The organism is Streptomyces sp. NPDC002690, from assembly GCF_053592415.1.
Map to the genome: position 1 here is coordinate 1 of NZ_JBSFVR010000147.1, position 17,876 is coordinate 17,876.

Below are 17,876 nucleotides of genomic sequence, written 5' to 3' on the forward strand. Positions count from 1 at the left end.
AGATCGACCATGTGATGCCGCTGTCCTACGACTGGCAGATGGGCGCCTCGCGCTGACGACGGGCGGTCTGACCGGGGCCGTACCGAAGCTCGGCGCGCCGGAGCAGGCCGTCACGGAACTCGCCGTACCCGCCCTGCGCCGCAGGCGGCTGGGGCGGAGCGCGTTCCGGACGGCCGGTCCGGCGGGCGGGGACGGTCAGTCGAACGCGTACGCCTCGACCTCGGACAGGTAACGCGCCCTGCGCTCCTCGTCGTGGTCGAGGAAGGCCGCCTCGAAGGAGTTGCGGGCGAGCGTGCGCAGCTGCTCGTGGTCGAGGGCGAGCGCCTCGTGGACCGCGTGGAAGGTGTCTCCGACGTATCCGCCGAAGTAGGCCGGGTCGTCGGAGTTCACCGTGCAGTGCAGCCCGGCCGCCAGCATGGCGGGCAGCGGGTGCTCCTCCAGGACGTCGATGGCGCGCAGCCGGACGTTGGAGAGCGGGCAGAGGGTGAGCGGCACGCGGTCGGCGACGAGCCGGGCGACCAGCTCGGGGTCCTCCATGCAGCGCAGCCCGTGGTCGATCCGCTCGACGCCGAGGACGTCCAGGGCCTCGCGGATGTACTCCGGCGGGCCCTCCTCGCCGGCGTGGGCGACCTTGCGCAGGCCGAGCTTCCCGGCCTCCTCGTAGACCTCGCGGAACTTGGCCGGCGGGTGGCCGACCTCGGCGGAGTCGAGGCCGACGGCGGTGATGCGGTGCAGGTACGGCTTGGCGGCCTCCAGCGTCTCCAGGGCCGATTCGGCCGTCTGGTCGCGCAGGAAGCAGAGGATGAGCTGGGTGGAGATGCCGTGCTTCTCCTCGCTGCGCTCCAGCGCGCGGCCGAGGCCCTCGACGACGGTGCCGATGGGTACGCCCCGGGCGGTGTGGGCCTGCGGGTCGAAGAAGATCTCCGCGTGCCGGACGCCCTGGGCGGCGGCCCGGGTGAGGTAGGCGTCGGCGAGTTCGGCGAAGTCCTCCTCGGTGCGGAGCACGGCCATCAGCGCGTAGTACAGGTCGAGGAAGCTCTGCAGGTCGTCGAAGAGGTACGCGGTGCGCAGCTCGTCGGTGGTGGCGTAGGGCAGGGTCACCCCGTTGCGCCGGGCCAGCGCGAAGGCCAGCTCGGGTTCGAGGGTGCCTTCGATGTGAAGGTGGAGTTCTGCCTTGGGGAGGTGCACGGTGTCTCGCTCACGAAAGGGGGTGGTGACGTGGATCGGTGGTGCCGGGTGGGCACCGGTGGAACGGTGGTGCCGGTGGGCACCTGGTACATCAGTGGTGCCGGGTGGGCACCGGTGGATCAGTGGTGCCGCGTGGGCACCGGTACGCGGGTCAGGTCCCGGGCGACGGTGAGTCCGCCCTCGAACCCGGCGGCGCGGGCCTGGACCCCGAAGAGTTCCGGGTCGTCGTACCGCTGGGAGAAGTGGGTGAGTACGAGGTGGCGTACGCCCGCTTCGGCGGCCACCCGGCCCGCTTGGCCGGCGGTCAGGTGGCCGTGGTCGGTGGCCAGCGCGAGGTCTTCGTCGAGGAAGGTCGATTCGATGACCAGCAGGTCGCATCCCTCGGCGAGCCTGTACACACCGTCGCACAGCCTGGTGTCCATGACGAACGCGAACCGCTGTCCGGCCCGGTGCTCGGACACGGCGTCGAGGGGGACGCCCCGCAGGACGCCCTCGCGCTGGACGCGGCCGACGTCGGGGCCCGTGATGCCGTGGGCGGCGAGGAGCGCGGGGATCATGCGGCGGCCGTCGGGTTCGGTCAGGCGGTAGCCGTAGGACTCCACCGGGTGCGAGAGCCGGAAGGCGTCCAGGGTGTACGCGTCGGTGGTGGCGAGCACCCCGTCGGCGGTGACGGGGACCTCGGCCAGCTCGACGGTCTCGCGGTAGGCGGTGGCGTACCGGAGCCGGTCGAAGAAGTGCCGGCCGCTCGCCGGGTAGTGGGCGGTGACGGGGTGCGGGACCCGGTCGAGGTTGATCCGCTGGATCACTCCGGCGAGCCCGAGCGAGTGGTCGCCGTGGAAGTGGGTGACGCAGATCCGGTCGATGTCGTGCGCGGCGACACCGGCCCGCAGCATCTGGCGCTGGGTGCCCTCGCCGGGGTCGAAGAGGATGCCCTGCCCGTCCCAGCGCAGCAGGTAGCCGTTGTGGTTGCGGTGGCGGGTGGGGACCTGGCTGGCGGTGCCGAGCACCACCAGCTCACGTGCGGACACGGGGCGACGCTCCGGTCAGCCGGGGGGCCACTGGAGGCCGCGGCCGCCCAGGACGTGCGCGTGCGCGTGGAAGACGGTCTGGCCGGCGCCGGCGCCGGTGTTGAAGACGACCCGGTAGCCGTGGCCGTCGACCATGTCCTCGGTGGCGACGTGCCCGGCCTCGCGCAGCACGTCGGCGGCGATCTGCGGTTCGGCGGCGGCGAGCGACGCGGCGTCCGGGTAGTGGACCTTGGGGATGACCAGGACGTGGGTCGGGGCCTGCGGGTTGATGTCGCGGAAGGCGACGGTGGTGTCGCTCTCGCGCACGATGGTCGCCGGGACGTCCCCGGAGACGATCTTGCAGAACAGGCAGTCGGGCTGCGGCTCTCCCGCCATGGGCCGGCCTCCTCGGTGGCTGGTGACGCTGATGATCCGTTCAGCGCGTCGTGGTGACGCTGATGATCCGTTCAGCGCATCGTATCGGGGCGCGTGCCGCCCGCCGTGGGGCGGCACGGTCGGTACGGCCGGGGCCGAGGGGCGTACAGGCATACGGGCCGTACGCCCCCGGGGGCGGGCTCAGCCCCAGCGGCCGGTGCGTCCCAGCAGGAGCGCGGTCGCGGCCGTCCCGGCGGTGGAGGTGCGCAGCACGCTGCGGCCCAGCCGGTACGTACCGGCCCCGGCGGCGGTGAACGCCTCCAGCTCCTGCGGGGAGACCCCGCCCTCCGGGCCCACCACGAGCACGATCTCGCCGGTGGCGGGGAGTTCGGCGGTGGCCAGCGGTTCGCTGTCGCAGTCGCGGTCCTCGTGCAGCACGCCCGCGAAGTCGGCGGTGGCGAGGAGGGCGGCGACCTGCTTGGTGGTCATCGCGTCGGCGATCTCGGGGAACCGGACCCTGCGGGACTGCTTGCCCGCCTCGCGGGCGGTGGAGCGCCACTTGGCGAGCGCCTTGAGCCCCCGCTCGCCCTTCCACTGGGTGATGCTGCGGCCTGCCTGCCAGGGCACGATTCGGTCGACGCCGGTCTCGGTCATCGTCTCGACGGCGACCTCGCCCCGGTCGCCCTTGGGCAGGGCCTGGACGACGGTGATCCGGAGGGCGGGGAGCTCCTCCTCCTCGACGGGCTCCACGGTGACGACCAGCCGGTCCTTGCCCTCGGCGGCGCGTACGACGCCCTCGGCCCAGTGGCCGAGCCCGTCCGTCAGCACGACGTCCTCGCCGGGCTGGAGCCGTTTCACGGAGACGGCGTGCCGCCCCTCGGGGCCCTCCAGCACGAACTCGGGCCCGCTGGGCATCTTCTCGACGACGAAGACCGGTGCGGTCACTGTTCACTCCTCTTGCCGACGGCCGCGCTCGCGGTCCGCAGTTCCGTCGCGAGCAGTTCGACGAGCTCCCCGGCGGGCAGCTCGCGTGCCATCCGGTGGCCCTGCCCCGCCCAGAGCGCCATGCCCTGGGCGTCCCCGGCCCTGGCGGCCGCCTTGCGCAGCCCCGAGGTGACGTGGTGCACCTGGGGGTAGGCGGCGGGGGCGTGCGAGCCGTGTTCGCGGACGAAGCGGTTGACCAGGCCCCGCGCGGGCCGCCCGGAGAAGGCGCGGGTCAACGCGGTGCGGGCGAACATCGGGCTGGTCAGGGCCTGTTTGTGCAGCGGGTGCGCGCCGGATTCGGGGCAGGCGAGGAAGGCGGTGCCCAGCTGGACGGCGTCGGCGCCGGCCGTGAGGGCGGCGGCGATCTGGGCGCCGCGCATCATCCCGCCCGCCGCGACGACCGGTACGGTCACGGTCTCGCGGACCTGGGTGATCAGGGAGAGCAGCCCGATGCCGGTGTGGTCGGCGTCCGGGTCGTCCTGGTGGGTGGACTGGTGGCCGCCCGCCTCGATGCCCTGGGCGCAGACGGCGTCGGCCCCGGCCCACTGTGCGTCGCGCGCCTCCTCGGCGGTGGTGACCGTGACGATGGTGTACGTACCGGCGCGGGCGAAGGCGTCCAGGGTGTCGCGGGTGGGGCAGCCGAAGGTGAAGGACACCACCGGGACCGGCTCGGCCAGGAGGGCGGCCACCTTGGCGTCGTAGCCGTCGGTGCCGTCACCGCGGTCGGCACCGGGGTCGCCGAGCGGAGTGCCGTAGGTGTCGGCCTCGGCCGCGAGGTGGTGGCGGTAGGCCGCGACGGCTTCCACGGCGGGGCCGGTCGGTGCGGGCTGCGGCATGAAGAGGTTCACGCCGAAGGTTCTGGCGGTCGCCGCCCTGACCTGCTCGATCTCGTCGCTCATGGCGTCGGCCGTCTTGTACCCGGCGGCGAGGAAGCCGAGCCCGCCCGCCTCCGTGACGGCGGCGACGAGTTGGGGGGAGGACGGGCCGCCCGCCATCGGCGCCTGCACGATCGGATATCGGCAGAGATCGGTCAGGGAGGACATCCCCGCATCGTGTCATGTCCGGTCCGCCGTGCCGAATCCTCGCGCGCGGGGCCACCGTGGCGTACCGCGGAGCTGGCCGCGTACGCGCGACCGCCCGCCGGGACGAGTCCCGGCGGGCGGTCGGCGGTGGTACGTGACGCGTGCGGGCCTCAGCGGCCGTTGAAGGCGTCCTTCAGGCGGGAGAAGAGTCCCTGCTGGCCGGGCTGGAACTGCCCGGTGGGCCGCTCCTCGCCGCGCAGCTTGGCCAGCTCGCGCAGCAGGCGTTCCTGCTCCGGGTCGAGCTTGCTGGGGGTCAGCACCTCGACGTGCACGATCAGGTCGCCCCGGCCGCCGCCCCGCAGGTGCGTGATGCCGCGTCCGTGCAGCGGGACCGACTGGCCGGACTGGGTGCCGGGCCTGATGTCGATCTCCTCCACGCCGTCGAGCGTCTCCAGCGGCACCTTCGTGCCGAGCGCGCCCGCCGTCATGGGGATGGTGACCGTGCAGTGCAGGTCGTCGCCGCGCCGCTGGAACGTCGTGTGCGGCACCTCGTGGATCTCGACGTAGAGGTCTCCGGCCGGGCCGCCGCCGGGGCCGACCTCACCCTCGCCGGCCAGCTGGATACGGGTCCCGTTGTCGACACCCGCGGGGATCTTGACCGTGAGGGTGCGCCGCGAGCGGATGCGGCCGTCGCCGGCGCACTCCGGGCAGGGGGTCGGCACGACGGTGCCGAATCCCTGGCACTGCGGGCAGGGCCGCGAGGTCATGACCTGGCCGAGGAAGGAACGGGTGACCTGGGACACCTCGCCGCGCCCGCGACACATGTCGCAGGTCTGGGCGGAGGTGCCGGGGGCCGCGCCTTCGCCGCTGCACGTGGTGCAGACGACGGCGGTGTCGACCTGGATGTCCTTGGTGGTCCCGAAGGCCGCCTCGGCGAGGTCGATCTCCAGCCGGATCATGGCGTCCTGGCCGCGCCGCGTGCGCGACCGGGGTCCGCGCTGCGACGCCGTGCCGAAGAAGGCGTCCATGATGTCGGAGAAGTTGCCGAAGCCGCCGGCGCCGAAGCCGCCCGCGCCACCGCCGCCGCCCGAGGCCGACAGCGGGTCCCCGCCGAGGTCGTAGACCTGCTTCTTCTGGGCGTCCGAAAGGACCTCGTAAGCGGCGTTGATCTCCTTGAACCGCTCTTGGGTCTTCGGGTCCGGGTTGACATCCGGGTGCAGCTCGCGGGCGAGCCGACGGAATGCCTTCTTGATCTCGTCCTGCGACGCGTCGCGCCGTACGCCGAGCACGGCGTAGTAGTCGGTGGCCACTTACGACTCCGCCAGGATCTGTCCGACGTAACGTGCCACTGCGCGTACCGCTCCCATCGTTCCGGGGTAGTCCATGCGGGTCGGTCCGACCACGCCGAGTTTGGCGACTGCCTCGTCGCCCGAACCGTAGCCGACCGTGACGACGGACGTGGAGGTGAGGCCCTCGTGGGCGTTCTCGTGCCCGATCCGTACGGTCATGCCCGAGTCCGTGGCCTCACCGAGCAGCTTGAGCAGGACGACCTGTTCCTCCAGCGCTTCCAGCACGGGCCGGATCACCAGGGGGAAGTCGTGCCCGAAGCGGGTGAGGTTGGAGGTGCCGCCGATCATCAGCCGCTCCTCCGTCTCCTCGACCAGGGTTTCGAGGAGAGTGGTCAGGACCGTGGCGACCGTGCCGCGGTCCTCGTTCTCGAAGGATTCCGGCAAATCCTGCACGAGCTGCGGGACGTCGCTGAAGCGGCGTCCCACGACTCGGCTGTTGAGCCGGGCCCGCAGATCGGCGAGAGAGGTCTCGCCGAACGGCGCGGGGCAGTCGATCATACGCTGTTCGACCCGGCCGGTGTCGGTGATCAGGACCAGCATCAGCCTGGCCGGTGACAGGCCCAACAGCTCCACGTGCCGGACCGTGGAGCGGGTCAGCGAGGGGTACTGGACGATGGCGACCTGCCGGGTCAGCTGCGCGAGCAGCCGTACCGTGCGGGCCACCACGTCGTCGAGGTCGACGGCGCAGTCCAGGAAATTGTGGATCGCCCGGCGCTCCGGCGACGACAGGGGCTTGACGCCCGCGAGCCGGTCCACGAAGAGGCGGTAGCCCTTGTCCGTGGGGATGCGCCCGGCACTGGTGTGCGGCTGGGCGATGAAGCCCTCGTCCTCCAGCACCGCCATGTCGTTGCGGACGGTGGCCGGGGAGACCCCGAGCCGGTGCCGCTCGGTGAGCGCCTTGGAGCCGACCGGCTCCTCGGTGCCGACGTAGTCCTGGACGATGGCGCGCAGCACTTCAAGTCTGCGTTCGCTGAGCATCGCGCACACCTCCAGCTGTCGGTCGTGGTGGCTACTTCCTGGCACTCTGTGCATCTGAGTGCCAGCTTTCCCCCGGTCAGTGTACGGGGGTGGACAGGGCCCCGGGCAAGGGCGACCGGCCGCGGCCCGCGAGACCGCGCAGGTCGATGCGGATAGCGTCTCCTCATGGACCTCTCTTGGGAAGAGCTGGGCTGGGAGCGGTTGGGCCACGGTGTGGGCCGCCGGAGACTCCCCGGCTGGGACGCGACCGCCGCCCTGGTGGCCGGGACGGACCGCGCGCTGGTGCTGGACACCGGTGCGAGCCTGCGCGAGGGCGTCGGCCTGCGGATCGAGGCGCAGCGGCTGCTGGGCCGGCGGGTGACCCATGTCGCACTGACCCATCCACATTTCGATCATGCATTCGGTACGGCGGCCTTCGCGGGCACCGAGGTGTTCGGAGCGTACGGAGTGGCCGCGCGGATGCGGCGGTCGGTGGACGAGATGCACGCCGACGCCGTGCGCAACGGTCTGCCCGAGCACGACGCGGCCCAGGCGGTGGACGCGCTGGTGTTCCCCGGGCGTGAGGTGTGCCACCGCTGGACGCTCGACCTGGGTGGGCGCGAGGTGGTCCTCGCCAACGTGGGACCGGGTCATACGGGCCACGACCTGGCGGTCCTGGTGCCCGGATCGCGGACGTCGCCCGCGGTGGTGCTCGCCGGGGACCTCATCGAGGAGTCCGCCGAACCGCAGACGGGCCCGGACTCGGTGCCGTCCCTGTGGCCCGCCGCCCTGGACCGGCTGCTGGCGCTGGGCGGGGAGGACGCGGTGTACGTACCCGGGCACGGGGCGGCGGTGGACGCGGCGTTCGTGCGGGCGCAGCGGGAGCTGCTGGCGGGGCGCTTCGGGGTGGGGTGAAGCGGACGGCATCCCTTCCGGGGGTGCTTGCCGCCGCTCCCGGCGTCGGCCGAATTATCGTCGTGCCATGCGCAGTTACCAGCCGGACCTGACCCCGCCGTGGAAGAGGTCCGCCCCCGTGCCCGAGGTGCCCGCCGATCCCGACCTGGTCGTCGAGGAGGTGTCCACCGGCTTCTGCGGTGCGGTGATCCGCTGCGAGAAGTCCGCCCAGGGTCCGGTGGTGACCTTGGAGGACCGGTTCGGCAAGCACCGGGTGTTCCCGATGGAGCCGCGCGGTTTCCTGCTGGAGGGGCGGGTGGTGACGCTGGTGCGCCCGTCGTCCGGCGGTCCGGTGGTGCCGGCGCGTACGGCCTCCGGGTCGGTGGCGGTGCCCGGGGCGCGGGCGCGGGTGGCGCGGGCCGGGCGGATCTATGTGGAGGGCCGGCACGACGCGGAGCTGGTCGAGCGGGTGTGGGGCGACGATCTGCGGATCGAGGGGGTGGTCGTGGAGTACCTGGAGGGCATCGACGATCTCCCGGCGATCGTGCGGGAGTTCGGGCCGGGTCCGGACGCGCGGCTCGGGGTGCTGGTGGACCATCTCGTACCGGGCTCCAAGGAGTCCCGTATCGCGGCGGAGGTGTCCGATCCGCACCTGCTGGTGGTGGGGCACCCCTTCATCGACGTCTGGGAGGCCGTGAAGCCCGCCTCGGTGGGCATCGCGTCGTGGCCGTCCGTTCCGCGCGGGCAGGACTGGAAGACCGGGGTGTGCCGGGCGCTGGGGTGGCCGGAGAACACCGGGGCCGCCTGGCGGCACATCCTGTCCGGGGTCCGCTCGTACCGGGATCTCGAACCTCAACTACTCGGACGGGTAGAGGAATTGATCGACTTCGTCACGCTTCCGGGGTGACGTGCCGCGCCTCTTGGAGGACCGTCCGGCGACTGTTCCCACGGATCGGGTTCCGATCCGGAGAAATCGCTGCGGTTCGTACTCCTGACCGGTTAATTGGGAGTGCGGGATTCGTCTGCGACGGGGGTTACGGAGATGGCGCGAGGGGACTGGCAGGAAAGCGGCGGTAACGAGGCGGCGTCCGCCGTGTTCCACCTCGTGCAGACGCTCATCGACCGGTACCGGATCAACCGGCCGGTGATGCCGATCGTGGTGGCCCAGGCCGACGACCGCGGCGCCGAGCCCGACATCGACGACCGGGTCCGCGCGATCGCGAACCTGGTGTACAACGCCAACGAGCCGCGCCGGGTCCCGGTGCGACTGCTGGAGCCCGCGGGCACGTCCCCGTACGAGTCGGCGCTCGACATGGTGCGCGGGCTCGGCGAACACCCCTGGGAGACCCGGGAACGCAGCCAGTACAAGCCCTTCGCCTTCCCCCGGTCGCGGCTGCTCGGCGCCATCGAGCAGGCCACCGCCCAGGTGCTCGCGCAGTCGGGCGGGAGCACCGCCACCGTCCGGGGCGAGCGCATCCTGGAGGAGCTGGGCGAGCTGCGCTGGCGGCCCACCCGGTCCGGGCGCGGTGACTGGTCCCGCTCGCTGCGCGAGTCCGTCCGCCCCGAGACCTTCCTCGGTGCCGTGTTCATCGCGGTGCTCGGCGTACTGCTCGGCGAGATCGGCTGGACCGCCACCCTGCTGCTGGCCGCCGCCGCGGCGCTGGGCCTGGCGGTGGTACGGCTGCTGACGGCCTCGGCTCCCCCACTGCTCTGGCTGCGGCGGGCCAGCCGCTGGTTCGCCACCACCTCCTCGCTCGCCGCCTCCAGCACCGGGTACCCCTCGGACGGCTGGTCCTGGCTGTCGCCGAGCGGCTCGTGGCGGGTGATCCGGGCCCGGGCCGCCGCCGTCGCGCTCCGGGTGGCGGAGGCCGAGGAGGGCGAGCCGGCCGCCCGCCAGTTCCACCTGGAGCTGCGGGTCCAGGCGCTGCTGGAGGATCTGCGGCACAACTACCGGCCACGCGCGCTGGACTGGCGGCGGAGCAAGCGCACGGTCCCCCCGGTGGTGCTGCTGCCGACGGCCACCAACGAGAACGGTGGCGTACTGCTGATCAACGCGATCAACAACGTGCGCTCGCGCCGCAGCGAGGTCGACCCGCTGCTGTTCCTGGCCTCCCTGCCGGCCGCCGAGGAGCTGACCCACACCCCCTCGCAGCCGCCCGGGCAGCCGGGCGGCCGGACTCCGTGGACGGGGGCACAGGCACGCTACCGGCGGTGGGTGGACGACCTGAGCGTCGGCCAGAACCCCGCCGGCGCCTCGACGCTGTCGTGGGTGCTGCTGCTGCCGCTCTCCACCGCCCAGTTGCGGCACGACCACGCGGACGCCCAGCTGCACACCCAACGGGTGCGCCGGACGTGGGCGTGGTTCGTGATGTCCCGGACCACGGTCGCACTGGTCCTCGTCACCAGTCTGCTCGGCACCTTCCTCTGGAGCCGGCACTGGCAGGACACCTACTGCCACGGGCCGCTGACCGACCGGAACACGGACTCCGTGTGGAGCGGGGCCGGCAACGGCCCCCGGGAGTGCGTGGGGGTGGCCACGACGGACGAGGTGCGGTTCGCCGAGGGGAACGGGCTCCAGCTGAGGGGCACCGGCCGGGGTGTGACCTTCGCCCGCGTCGAGCAGGCGGTCCGGGACGAGAACGCCTCGATCGGCCCCGGCGACTCGTACGTCACGGTGGTCTACGCCGGGCCGCTCACCGCCGGGAAAGAGGCGGACACCCGCAAGGGGCTGGAGGAACTCACCGGGGTCTACCTCCAGCAGCAGCTCGTCAACAGCCCCACCGCCAAGCACCCCGTCAAGCTCAAGATCCTCACCGCCAACGGCGGCGAGGACATGCTGCGCCAGACCACCGCCGTGCGGAAGATCATCGAGGTGGCCGACCGCGACCCGCACGTCGTGGGGGTGGTCGGCATGGGCCGGAACACCACCGAGAGCGGGGCCGCCACCGAGGCGCTGCGCAGGGCGGGCCTCGCCGTGGTCGACTCCACCAACTCCAGCAGCGACCTGCCCCGCCTCTACACCAACTACTTCGGGCTCGCGGCGACCGACGAGGAGCAGACGCACGTGCTCGGGCTCATCGCCCGCAAGCTGCTGCCCACCGGCCACGTCGGCCGGGCGCTGGTGCTCTCCCGTGCGAGGGGGAACGGCGACAAGGACCAGTACACGATCGAACAGCGCGACGCGGGGCGGAAGATGCTCCAGGACTCGGGTTACCTCGTCGGCGAGAACGTCTCCTACCCGCTCGCCGCCAACGGCGCCGCCGCCCTGGGCGATCCGCTCAGGGACATCTGCGCGGCGCAGCCGGTGCCGGACGCGCTGTACTTCGCGGGCCGGGTCGAGGACGTCAACCCGCTGATGGACGGGCTGTCGAGGATCACCGGCTGCTCGGACAAGGACATCACCGTCTTCACCGGCGACGACCTGACCAAGGCGAGCTTCAACAGCGACGACTACCTCGCGCGCCACGTCACCCTCTACTACAGCTCGCTCGCCCCGATGGCCGCGGGGCGCGGCGACGGCTTCTATCCGCGCTCCAGCGCAGCCCTCGGCGCGCTGCTCCCCGAGGGCATGGAGCGGGCCACCCCGGAGGCCGGGCAGGAGGGGTACAGGGACGAACTCTTCTCCAGCGGCCAGATCGTCATGTCCTACACCGCGACGGCCGCGCTCTACGACGCCGCCGCCCGGGGCGACGTCCCGAGAAGCGCCGCCGAGACCTGGGCGCTGCTGCACACGGTCGACCTCAACGACATGCCCACCGGGACGGTCAGGCTGGCGGGCGCGCCCGCGACGGTCACCGACAACCTGCACGGCATCAACATCGTGAAGGTCACCGGTCCGGGAGCGAAGGCGGTCAGTTCGATCGTCTGCGGCAAGCCCGCGGGCCCGGCCCCGAAGCTGACCGAGAAGGTCTGCAAGCCCTGATCCCGGGGAGGCCGGGGCGCACCACGAGTCCGGGCGGGGCGGCGCTCAGTCGACCAGGTCCCGCACGACCGCGTCCGCGAGCAGGCGTCCGCGCAGGGTGAGGACCGCGCGGCCCTCCTCGTACGGTCCCTGCTCCAGGAGGCCCTCGGAGAGAACACGGCGGGAAGCGGCGAGGCCGTCCGGCTTCAGCAGGGAGAGCGGGCAGCCCTCGCGCAGCCGGAGCTCCAGCAGGACGCGCTCGACACGGCGGTCCTCGGGGCTGAGGATCTCCCGGCCCGCGCCGGGCGAGCGGCCCTCGGACAGCGCCTGCGCGTACGCCCCCGGGTGCTTCACGTTCCACCAGCGCACCCCGCCGACGTGGCTGTGCGCGCCCGGTCCGGCGCCCCACCAGTCGGCGCCGCGCCAGTACAGCTCGTTGTGCAGGCAGCGGCCCTCGGGGGTGCGGGCCCAGTTCGACACCTCGTACCAGGAGAACCCGGCGGCGGCCATCGCCTCGTCGGCGATCAGGTAGCGGTCGGCGTGCACGTCGTCGTCGGTCATCGGGACCTCGCCGCGCCGGATGCGGCGGGCCAGCTGGGTGCCCTCCTCCACGATCAGCGCGTACGCGGAGACGTGGTCGGGTCCGGCGCCGATCGCCGCGTCCAGGGAGGCCCGCCAGTCGTCGTCGGACTCGCCGGGGGTGCCGTAGATCAGGTCGAGGTTGACGTGGTCGAACCCGGCTTCCCTGGCCTCGGCGACACAGGCCTCGGGGCGGCCCGGGGTGTGGGTGCGGTCCAGGATCTTCAGCACGTGCTGCTTGGCGCTCTGCATGCCGAAGGAGATCCTGTTGAAGCCGCCCGCGCGCAGCTCGGCGAGGTAGGCCGGCCCGACCGACTCCGGGTTGGCCTCGGTGGTGATCTCCGCGTCCGGGGCGAGCCCGAACTCGTCGCGGATCGCGGCCAGCATCCGTACCAGGTCGGCGGCGGCCAGCAGGGTGGGGGTACCGCCGCCGACGAAGACCGTGCGCACCGGGCGCGGGTCGTCGCCGAGGACCTTGCGGGCCTGCCTGACCTCCTCGATCAGGTGGGCGGCGTAGTTGTCGCGGGAGGCCAGGGCGCCGCCGGAGCCGCGCAGCTCGGTGGCGGTGTAGGTGTTGAAGTCGCAGTACCCGCAGCGGGTCGCGCAGTACGGAACGTGCAGGTAGAAGCCGAGAGGGCGGTCGGCGGCGCCTTCCAGGGCGTGGCGGGGCAGCGCCCCGTCGTCGGGCACGGGCTCACCATCGGGCAGTACGGAAGGCATACCGTCCATTGTCGCTCGCCGCCAGAGTGGCCCGGGCCACAGGCGGTCCGGGCGGGCGGGGAGGGCCGGAAGGCGGTGTCAGGTTCCGGCCTGGAGGCGGAGGCCCGCCAGGCTCAGCTCCAGCGCGGCGAGGAACTGCTCCTTGTCGTCGTGCCCGTCGAACTCCTCGACGATGTCGCGCACGAACGGGAACTCCTCGGCCGGGAGGGACCGCCACGTCTCGGCGAAGCGGCCGAGGAACTCGTCGCGGTCCACCGAACCGTCGAGCACCTCCGGGGGCGGCTCCTGTCCCATGTCGGCGGCGCTGCCGACGACCACGCTCACGATCGCCGACACGGCGTGGAACCGCTGTCGCGGGGTGAGGTCGAGCCGGAGCGTCTGCTCGCCCAGCATCTCGTAGAGCCGCAGCGAATTGCCCTGGACCACGGCGGTGCGCATGAAGTGGGCGCCCAGCCACGGCCGGTCCACGATCGCGTCGAACAGCTTGAGCGCCATCTCACGCAGGTCGTCGATCGCGTCGTCGCTGCGCGGCTGCGCCTCGACGGCGGTCAGCACCCCGGTCAGCACGTGGTCGATGGCACGGTCGAGCAGGTCCTGCTTGCCGGAGACGTACCAGTAGATGCTGCCGACGCCGGTCCCGAGCCGGGCGGCCAAGGCCCGCAGGGTCAGGGCCGGCTCGCCCGCCTCGTCGAGCAGGTCCACGGCTGCGGACAGGACGGTCTCGATGGAGTGCGAAGCGCGCCGGCGTCCGCGCGGGGGGCTGTCGGCGGTTCGTGGTCGCGGGCCTGTCATGGGCCACATCCAATCACAGCTTGCTTCTTCATCGAACGTGGTTCTATCTTAGAACAACGTTCCATAGAACGCCGTTCGATAGTCGGCGGCGTTCCGAGGGGAGGCCCGTCATGACCACGACCGCCACCGCGCCGCCCGACGCGTCGCGCACCTATCCGTCCCTGCGTGCCGCATGGATACCCCTGGCCGCGCTCTGCCTGGCCTTCTTCGTCGAGATGGTCGACAACACGCTGCTCTCGATCGCGCTGCCCACCATCGGCCGGGACCTCGGCAGCGGCACCACCGCGCTGCAGTGGGTCACCAGCGCGTACTCGCTGACGTTCGGCGGCCTGCTGCTGACGGCGGGTTCGATGGCCGACCGGCTCGGGCGCCGGCGTGTGCTGCTGGTGGGCCTCGCGGTATTCGGGGTGCTGAGCCTGGGCGCCGCCGCGGTCACCACCACGGGGCAGCTCATCACCCTGCGGGCCGGCCTCGGCATCGCCGCCGCGGCCATGGCGCCGATCACCAACTCGCTGGTCTTCCGGCTGTTCGACGACAAGGCGCTGCGGATGCGCGCGATGACCGTGATGATCGTCGTCGGCATGTCCGGCTTCATCCTCGGCCCCCTGCTGGGCGGCACCGCCCTGGCCCACGTGCAGTGGCAGTGGCTGCTGCTCGTCAACGCCCCGATCGCGCTGATCGCGGCCGTCGGAGTCCGCCTCGGGGTCCCGGCCGACCGGCCCGAGGACCTCACCCGCGACAAGCTCGACCTGCCCGGCGCCGCGCTGAGCGTCACCACCATCGGCCTCGCCTGCTACGCGCTGACCAGCGGCGTCGAACACGGCTGGCTCTCGGCGGCCACGATCGCCTCGGTCCTCGGCGCCGTCGCCGCCGGCATCGCGTTCGTGACGCACGAGCGCCGCAGCCGCGCGCCCATGCTGGACCTCAAGCTCTTCGGCGACGGAGTGGTCCGCGGCGCGGCCCTCGCGCAGATCGGCACGGCCATCGCGATGGCCGCCGTGATGTTCGGGCTGATCCTCCACTTCCAGTACGCGTACGGATGGAGCCCCGTCCGGGCCGGGCTGGCGAACCTGCCGCTCATCGTGACCATGATCGTCGCGACCCCGCTGTCCGAATGGCTCGCGGGCAGGTTCGGCCACCGCGTCGCCTGCCTGGTCGGCGCGGCCTGCCTGGCCGGTTCGCTGGCCGGCCTCTCCTGGGGCGTGGACCACGGGTACGGCGCCATCGCGGCCTGCATGGTCGTGATGACCGTCGGCCTGCGCACCGTCATGACGATCTGCGCCATCGCGCTCGTCGACGCGATGCCCGCCAACCGCACGTCGATCGGTACGGCGCTCAACGACACCGCCCAGGAGGTCGGCAGCAGCATCGGCACCGCGGTGGTCGGCACCCTGATCGCGGCGCTGGTCACCACCCAGCTGCCCGCGGGCACCTGGAGCGGTTCGCTGGTGGCCTCGTTCTTCCACGGCGAGCGGATCACCTACGCCGTCCTGGCGGTCGTCGTCGGCCTGATCTCGGCAGTCGGTGCGCTCACCCTCACCGACTCCCGGGTCACCGAGGAGCACCCCGGTCAGGAGTGAGCCCGCGACCGGCCGCGGCGTCGGCCCGATGCCTCCTGCCCGGGGCCTCTCAGTCCGCGCGCAGCACCAGCAACGCCACGTCGTCGTCCGGCGGCAGCTCGGAGAAGCCGTGCACGGCCTGGCGGATGCACTCCGCGACCTCCCTCGCGCTCTGCCCCGCGCAGGGCGCGAGGGCGCGGGCGAGACCGTCGCCGTCGTCGAAGAGCGCGGAGCCGGAGCGCCGCTCGGTTACCCCGTCGGTGACGCAGAGCAGGCTGTCGCCCGGTTCCAGGTCGAAGGTCTGGCTCTCGTACGCCACGTCCTCCACCACTCCGAGCAGCACCTGCGGTTCGGCGACCGGGCGTACCGAGCCGTCCGGGCGCAGCAGCAGCGGCAGCGGATGGCCGGCGCTGGCCACCGTGCACCGGGCGCCGCCGCCCGGGAGCGGCACCACCTCGCCGTACAGCAGGGAGAGGAAGCGGGACTGCCCGCCGTCCGTGAACTGCTGCCCGCCCGCCGCCGCGACCATCAGGGCGGCGGCCTCCGCGGCCTCCATGGCGTCGTCCAGCAGCAGCCGGTTGAGCCGGTCCAGGACCTCGCCCACGCCGAACCCCTCGCGGGACAGCAGCCGGAGCCAGGGCCGGGCCAGGCCGGTCACCACGGCGGCCTCGGGGCCGCTGCCCTGGACGTCGCCGAGGACGAAGCACCAGCGGCTCTTCGGGCACGGGAAGATGTCGTAGAAGTCACCTCCGACCACGCCGTCGTCGCTGGGCTCGTAGACGAGGGCGCTGCTCATTCCGGGGATGTCGGCGACCTTGTTGGGCAGCAGTCCGCGCTGGAGGATGCGGCTGATGGTGGCCTGCCGGGTGTAGGCGCGGGCGGCCCCGACCGCCTGGCCGAGGCGGCGTACGAAGTCCTCCACGACCCGCACCACGGCCTCGGGCAGCTCGGCGCCCGACTCGTGGTCGCGGCCGACGAGGACGGTGCCGAGCGTGCGGCCCCCGGCCGTGATGGTGCAGGCGAGAGCCGCCCCGTCGTGGGCGCCCGGCTCCCGGCCGCCCGGCGGCCAGGGCAGCGGTACGGGTCCCGGGCCGGCGCCGCCCGGCAGCCGGAACGGCTCGTTCTCCAGCGCCCCGCCCAGCGGGCCCGCGCCGGGGTCCTCGCCGTGCCGTACGCGGGTGAGGCGGGGTGCGCCCCGGGCGCCCGTGCCCTCCTCGTCCAGCCAGATCGCACACCAGTCGACGAGCCGGGGGACGAGCATCCGGCCCGCTATCGTCGCCACGAGTTCCTCGTCCAGCTGCCCGGTGAGCAGGTCGGACGCCTCCGCGAGGAAGGCGAGGGCGCCCTGCTGGTCCCAGACGCTGTCGTCGCGCGCCCCGGGCGGAGCGGCGGACACCAGGAGATCGGCGGAGGGCTGCGGGGGCACGTGGGCCGGATGTCCCGCGGCCGTTCCGTCGGAGGCCGCGCCGAGCCGGTGCTCGATGGGGGTGTCCGCGCGGGCCTGGGCGGAGGCGGCCCAGTCGTCCACGGGGAGGCGGGCCCATACGGTCTTGTGCCCGGTGCGGTAGGTGATGCCCCAGGCGACGGAGAGTGCGGCGACGAGGTCGAGCCCCCGGCCGTATTCGGCCAGACCGTACGGGTCTCCGGCGGCGGGCGCCCCGGTGGCGCCGGGCGCGGTACCGGCCGCGGAGGCGGCGGTGACGGCGGGCGGGGAGGGAGAGCCCGCCCCGGGGAGCGCCTTGACCGCGGCGGCCGGCTCCCGGTCTCCGGGCTCCTCGCCGGTCGCGCGGGCCGGGTGGTGGTCGGTGACCTCCAGGACCAGGGCCGCGGGTTCCTCGCCGGTCGCGTGTTCCAGGCGCACCAACAGGTCGACCACGGTGCCGGCGTGCACCACGGCGTTGGTGACCAGCTCGCTGGCGACGTTCACCAGGTCGTCGGCGAGCCGGTCGCTGAATCCCACGGCGGCCGGCACTCCGAGCCCGGCCCACTCCGCGAGGACGGCCCGGACGAACCTGCGGGCGCCGGACGGGGACTGGGGTGTCGCGGGCAGGCTGGTCGTACTGACGAGCGGAGGGTCGCCCGCCCTGCCCGCGTCGGTGCCACCCGGCCGGTGAAGGGTGGCCCGTTGCAGTGGAATTGGCCCCACGGTGCGGCTCCTCCGGATCTCGAAACGCCGCCGACAACGACAGAGTGACAGACCGGCCGTGCACAGGCGCACGGAGTTACCGAACTGGGAGGATGAATACGCGCCAACACCGCGCGGGTCGCACGCCGGGGCGCACGGCGGGCGCGTGACGTAGGGACCGGGGCGCGCGAAAGGGCGGCGGGGCGGCGGCATCCACGACGGGCCCGCACCGCGCGCCGCACGAGAAGACGGGCCCTCACCGCGCGCCGCGCGGGAACACGGCCGCCCGGCGGGCCCGCACCGCGCGCCGCACCGGACGCGACGGGGCGGTACGAGCCTCGGCCTCGGCGAAGAGCGGGTTGCGGGTGTCCGGCAGGCTGTCGGAGTTCCCCTTGGCGAAGCGGGAGACCATCTCGACACCGGC

The 17,876-nt window shown here is 73.0% G+C and carries 14 protein-coding genes and 1 pseudogene; 5 read left to right on the forward strand and 10 right to left on the reverse strand.

Annotated elements, in window-relative coordinates; genetic code table 11:
- A pseudogene (locus ACWD3D_RS19365) lies at window positions 1–232 on the forward strand (hypothetical protein); the annotation flags it as partial.
- On the opposite strand, the gene ACWD3D_RS19370 reads toward ACWD3D_RS19365, so the two are convergent.
- The 7 genes from ACWD3D_RS19370 to hrcA all read right to left on the reverse strand — a co-directional run bounded on the left by ACWD3D_RS19370 (window position 196) and on the right by hrcA (window position 6,903).
- The gene (locus tag ACWD3D_RS19370) at window positions 196–1,188 is read right to left on the reverse strand and encodes an adenosine deaminase (protein WP_451462059.1); all 993 of its coding nucleotides are present in this window, start codon (window positions 1,186–1,188) and stop codon (window positions 196–198) included. The pseudogene ACWD3D_RS19365 and the gene ACWD3D_RS19370 sit on opposite strands and share 37 nt — an antisense overlap.
- Before the next feature lie 119 nt (window positions 1,189–1,307).
- Entirely contained in the window at window positions 1,308–2,216 is a 909-nt protein-coding gene (locus ACWD3D_RS19375) for a ribonuclease Z (protein ID WP_451462060.1), read from the reverse strand.
- 15 nt (window positions 2,217–2,231) lie between these two features.
- Window positions 2,232–2,591, reverse strand: coding sequence for a histidine triad nucleotide-binding protein (locus tag ACWD3D_RS19380; protein ID WP_387371616.1), 360 nt, complete (start codon window positions 2,589–2,591; stop codon window positions 2,232–2,234).
- A 180-nt stretch (window positions 2,592–2,771) separates the two neighbouring features.
- Window positions 2,772–3,515, reverse strand: coding sequence for a 16S rRNA (uracil(1498)-N(3))-methyltransferase (locus ACWD3D_RS19385; RefSeq protein ID WP_451462061.1), 744 nt, complete (start codon window positions 3,513–3,515; stop codon window positions 2,772–2,774).
- Window positions 3,512–4,597, reverse strand: a complete 1,086-nt coding sequence (locus ACWD3D_RS19390) for a nitronate monooxygenase (RefSeq protein WP_451462062.1) — start codon at window positions 4,595–4,597, stop codon at window positions 3,512–3,514. Before ACWD3D_RS19390 ends, ACWD3D_RS19385 begins: the two co-directional genes overlap by 4 nt.
- A 149-nt stretch (window positions 4,598–4,746) precedes the next feature.
- Window positions 4,747–5,886, reverse strand: coding sequence for a molecular chaperone DnaJ (gene dnaJ, locus ACWD3D_RS19395; protein ID WP_451462063.1), 1,140 nt, complete (start codon window positions 5,884–5,886; stop codon window positions 4,747–4,749).
- Window positions 5,887–6,903 (reverse strand): heat-inducible transcriptional repressor HrcA, encoded by a 1,017-nt coding sequence (hrcA, locus tag ACWD3D_RS19400; protein ID WP_451462070.1) that lies wholly within the window; start codon window positions 6,901–6,903, stop codon window positions 5,887–5,889.
- Between the two features lie 165 nt (window positions 6,904–7,068).
- Here hrcA and ACWD3D_RS19405 point away from each other — a divergent pair, with 165 nt between their 5' ends.
- From ACWD3D_RS19405 to ACWD3D_RS19415, 3 genes are all read left to right on the forward strand, one after another.
- Window positions 7,069–7,797, forward strand: coding sequence for an MBL fold metallo-hydrolase (locus ACWD3D_RS19405; RefSeq protein WP_451462064.1), 729 nt, complete (start codon window positions 7,069–7,071; stop codon window positions 7,795–7,797).
- A 67-nt stretch (window positions 7,798–7,864) separates the two neighbouring features.
- Window positions 7,865–8,683, forward strand: coding sequence for a DUF3097 domain-containing protein (locus ACWD3D_RS19410; protein ID WP_451462065.1), 819 nt, complete (start codon window positions 7,865–7,867; stop codon window positions 8,681–8,683).
- 135 nt (window positions 8,684–8,818) lie between these two features.
- A complete protein-coding gene (locus tag ACWD3D_RS19415; RefSeq protein WP_451462066.1) occupies window positions 8,819–11,698 on the forward strand; it encodes a hypothetical protein in 2,880 nt (959 codons plus the stop codon).
- Window positions 11,699–11,743: 45 nt separating this feature from the next.
- Here the strand turns inward: ACWD3D_RS19415 and hemW are convergent, their stop codons facing one another.
- On the reverse strand, window positions 11,744–12,976 hold the full coding sequence (gene hemW, locus ACWD3D_RS19420; protein ID WP_451462067.1) for a radical SAM family heme chaperone HemW: 1,233 nt from the start codon (window positions 12,974–12,976) through the stop codon (window positions 11,744–11,746).
- A 78-nt stretch (window positions 12,977–13,054) separates the two neighbouring features.
- Window positions 13,055–13,702 carry a TetR/AcrR family transcriptional regulator gene (locus tag ACWD3D_RS19425; RefSeq protein ID WP_451462071.1) on the reverse strand — a complete coding sequence of 216 codons (648 nt, stop codon included), beginning with the start codon at window positions 13,700–13,702 and terminating at the stop codon, window positions 13,055–13,057.
- A gap of 176 nt (window positions 13,703–13,878) precedes the next feature.
- On the opposite strand from ACWD3D_RS19425, the gene ACWD3D_RS19430 reads away from it, so the two are divergent.
- Entirely contained in the window at window positions 13,879–15,348 is a 1,470-nt protein-coding gene (locus ACWD3D_RS19430; RefSeq protein WP_451462068.1) for an MFS transporter, read from the forward strand.
- A 49-nt stretch (window positions 15,349–15,397) separates the two neighbouring features.
- On the opposite strand, the gene ACWD3D_RS19435 is transcribed toward ACWD3D_RS19430, so the two are convergent.
- Window positions 15,398–17,473, reverse strand: coding sequence for a SpoIIE family protein phosphatase (locus ACWD3D_RS19435; protein ID WP_451462069.1), 2,076 nt, complete (start codon window positions 17,471–17,473; stop codon window positions 15,398–15,400).
- Between the last annotated feature and the right edge of the window lie 403 nt (window positions 17,474–17,876).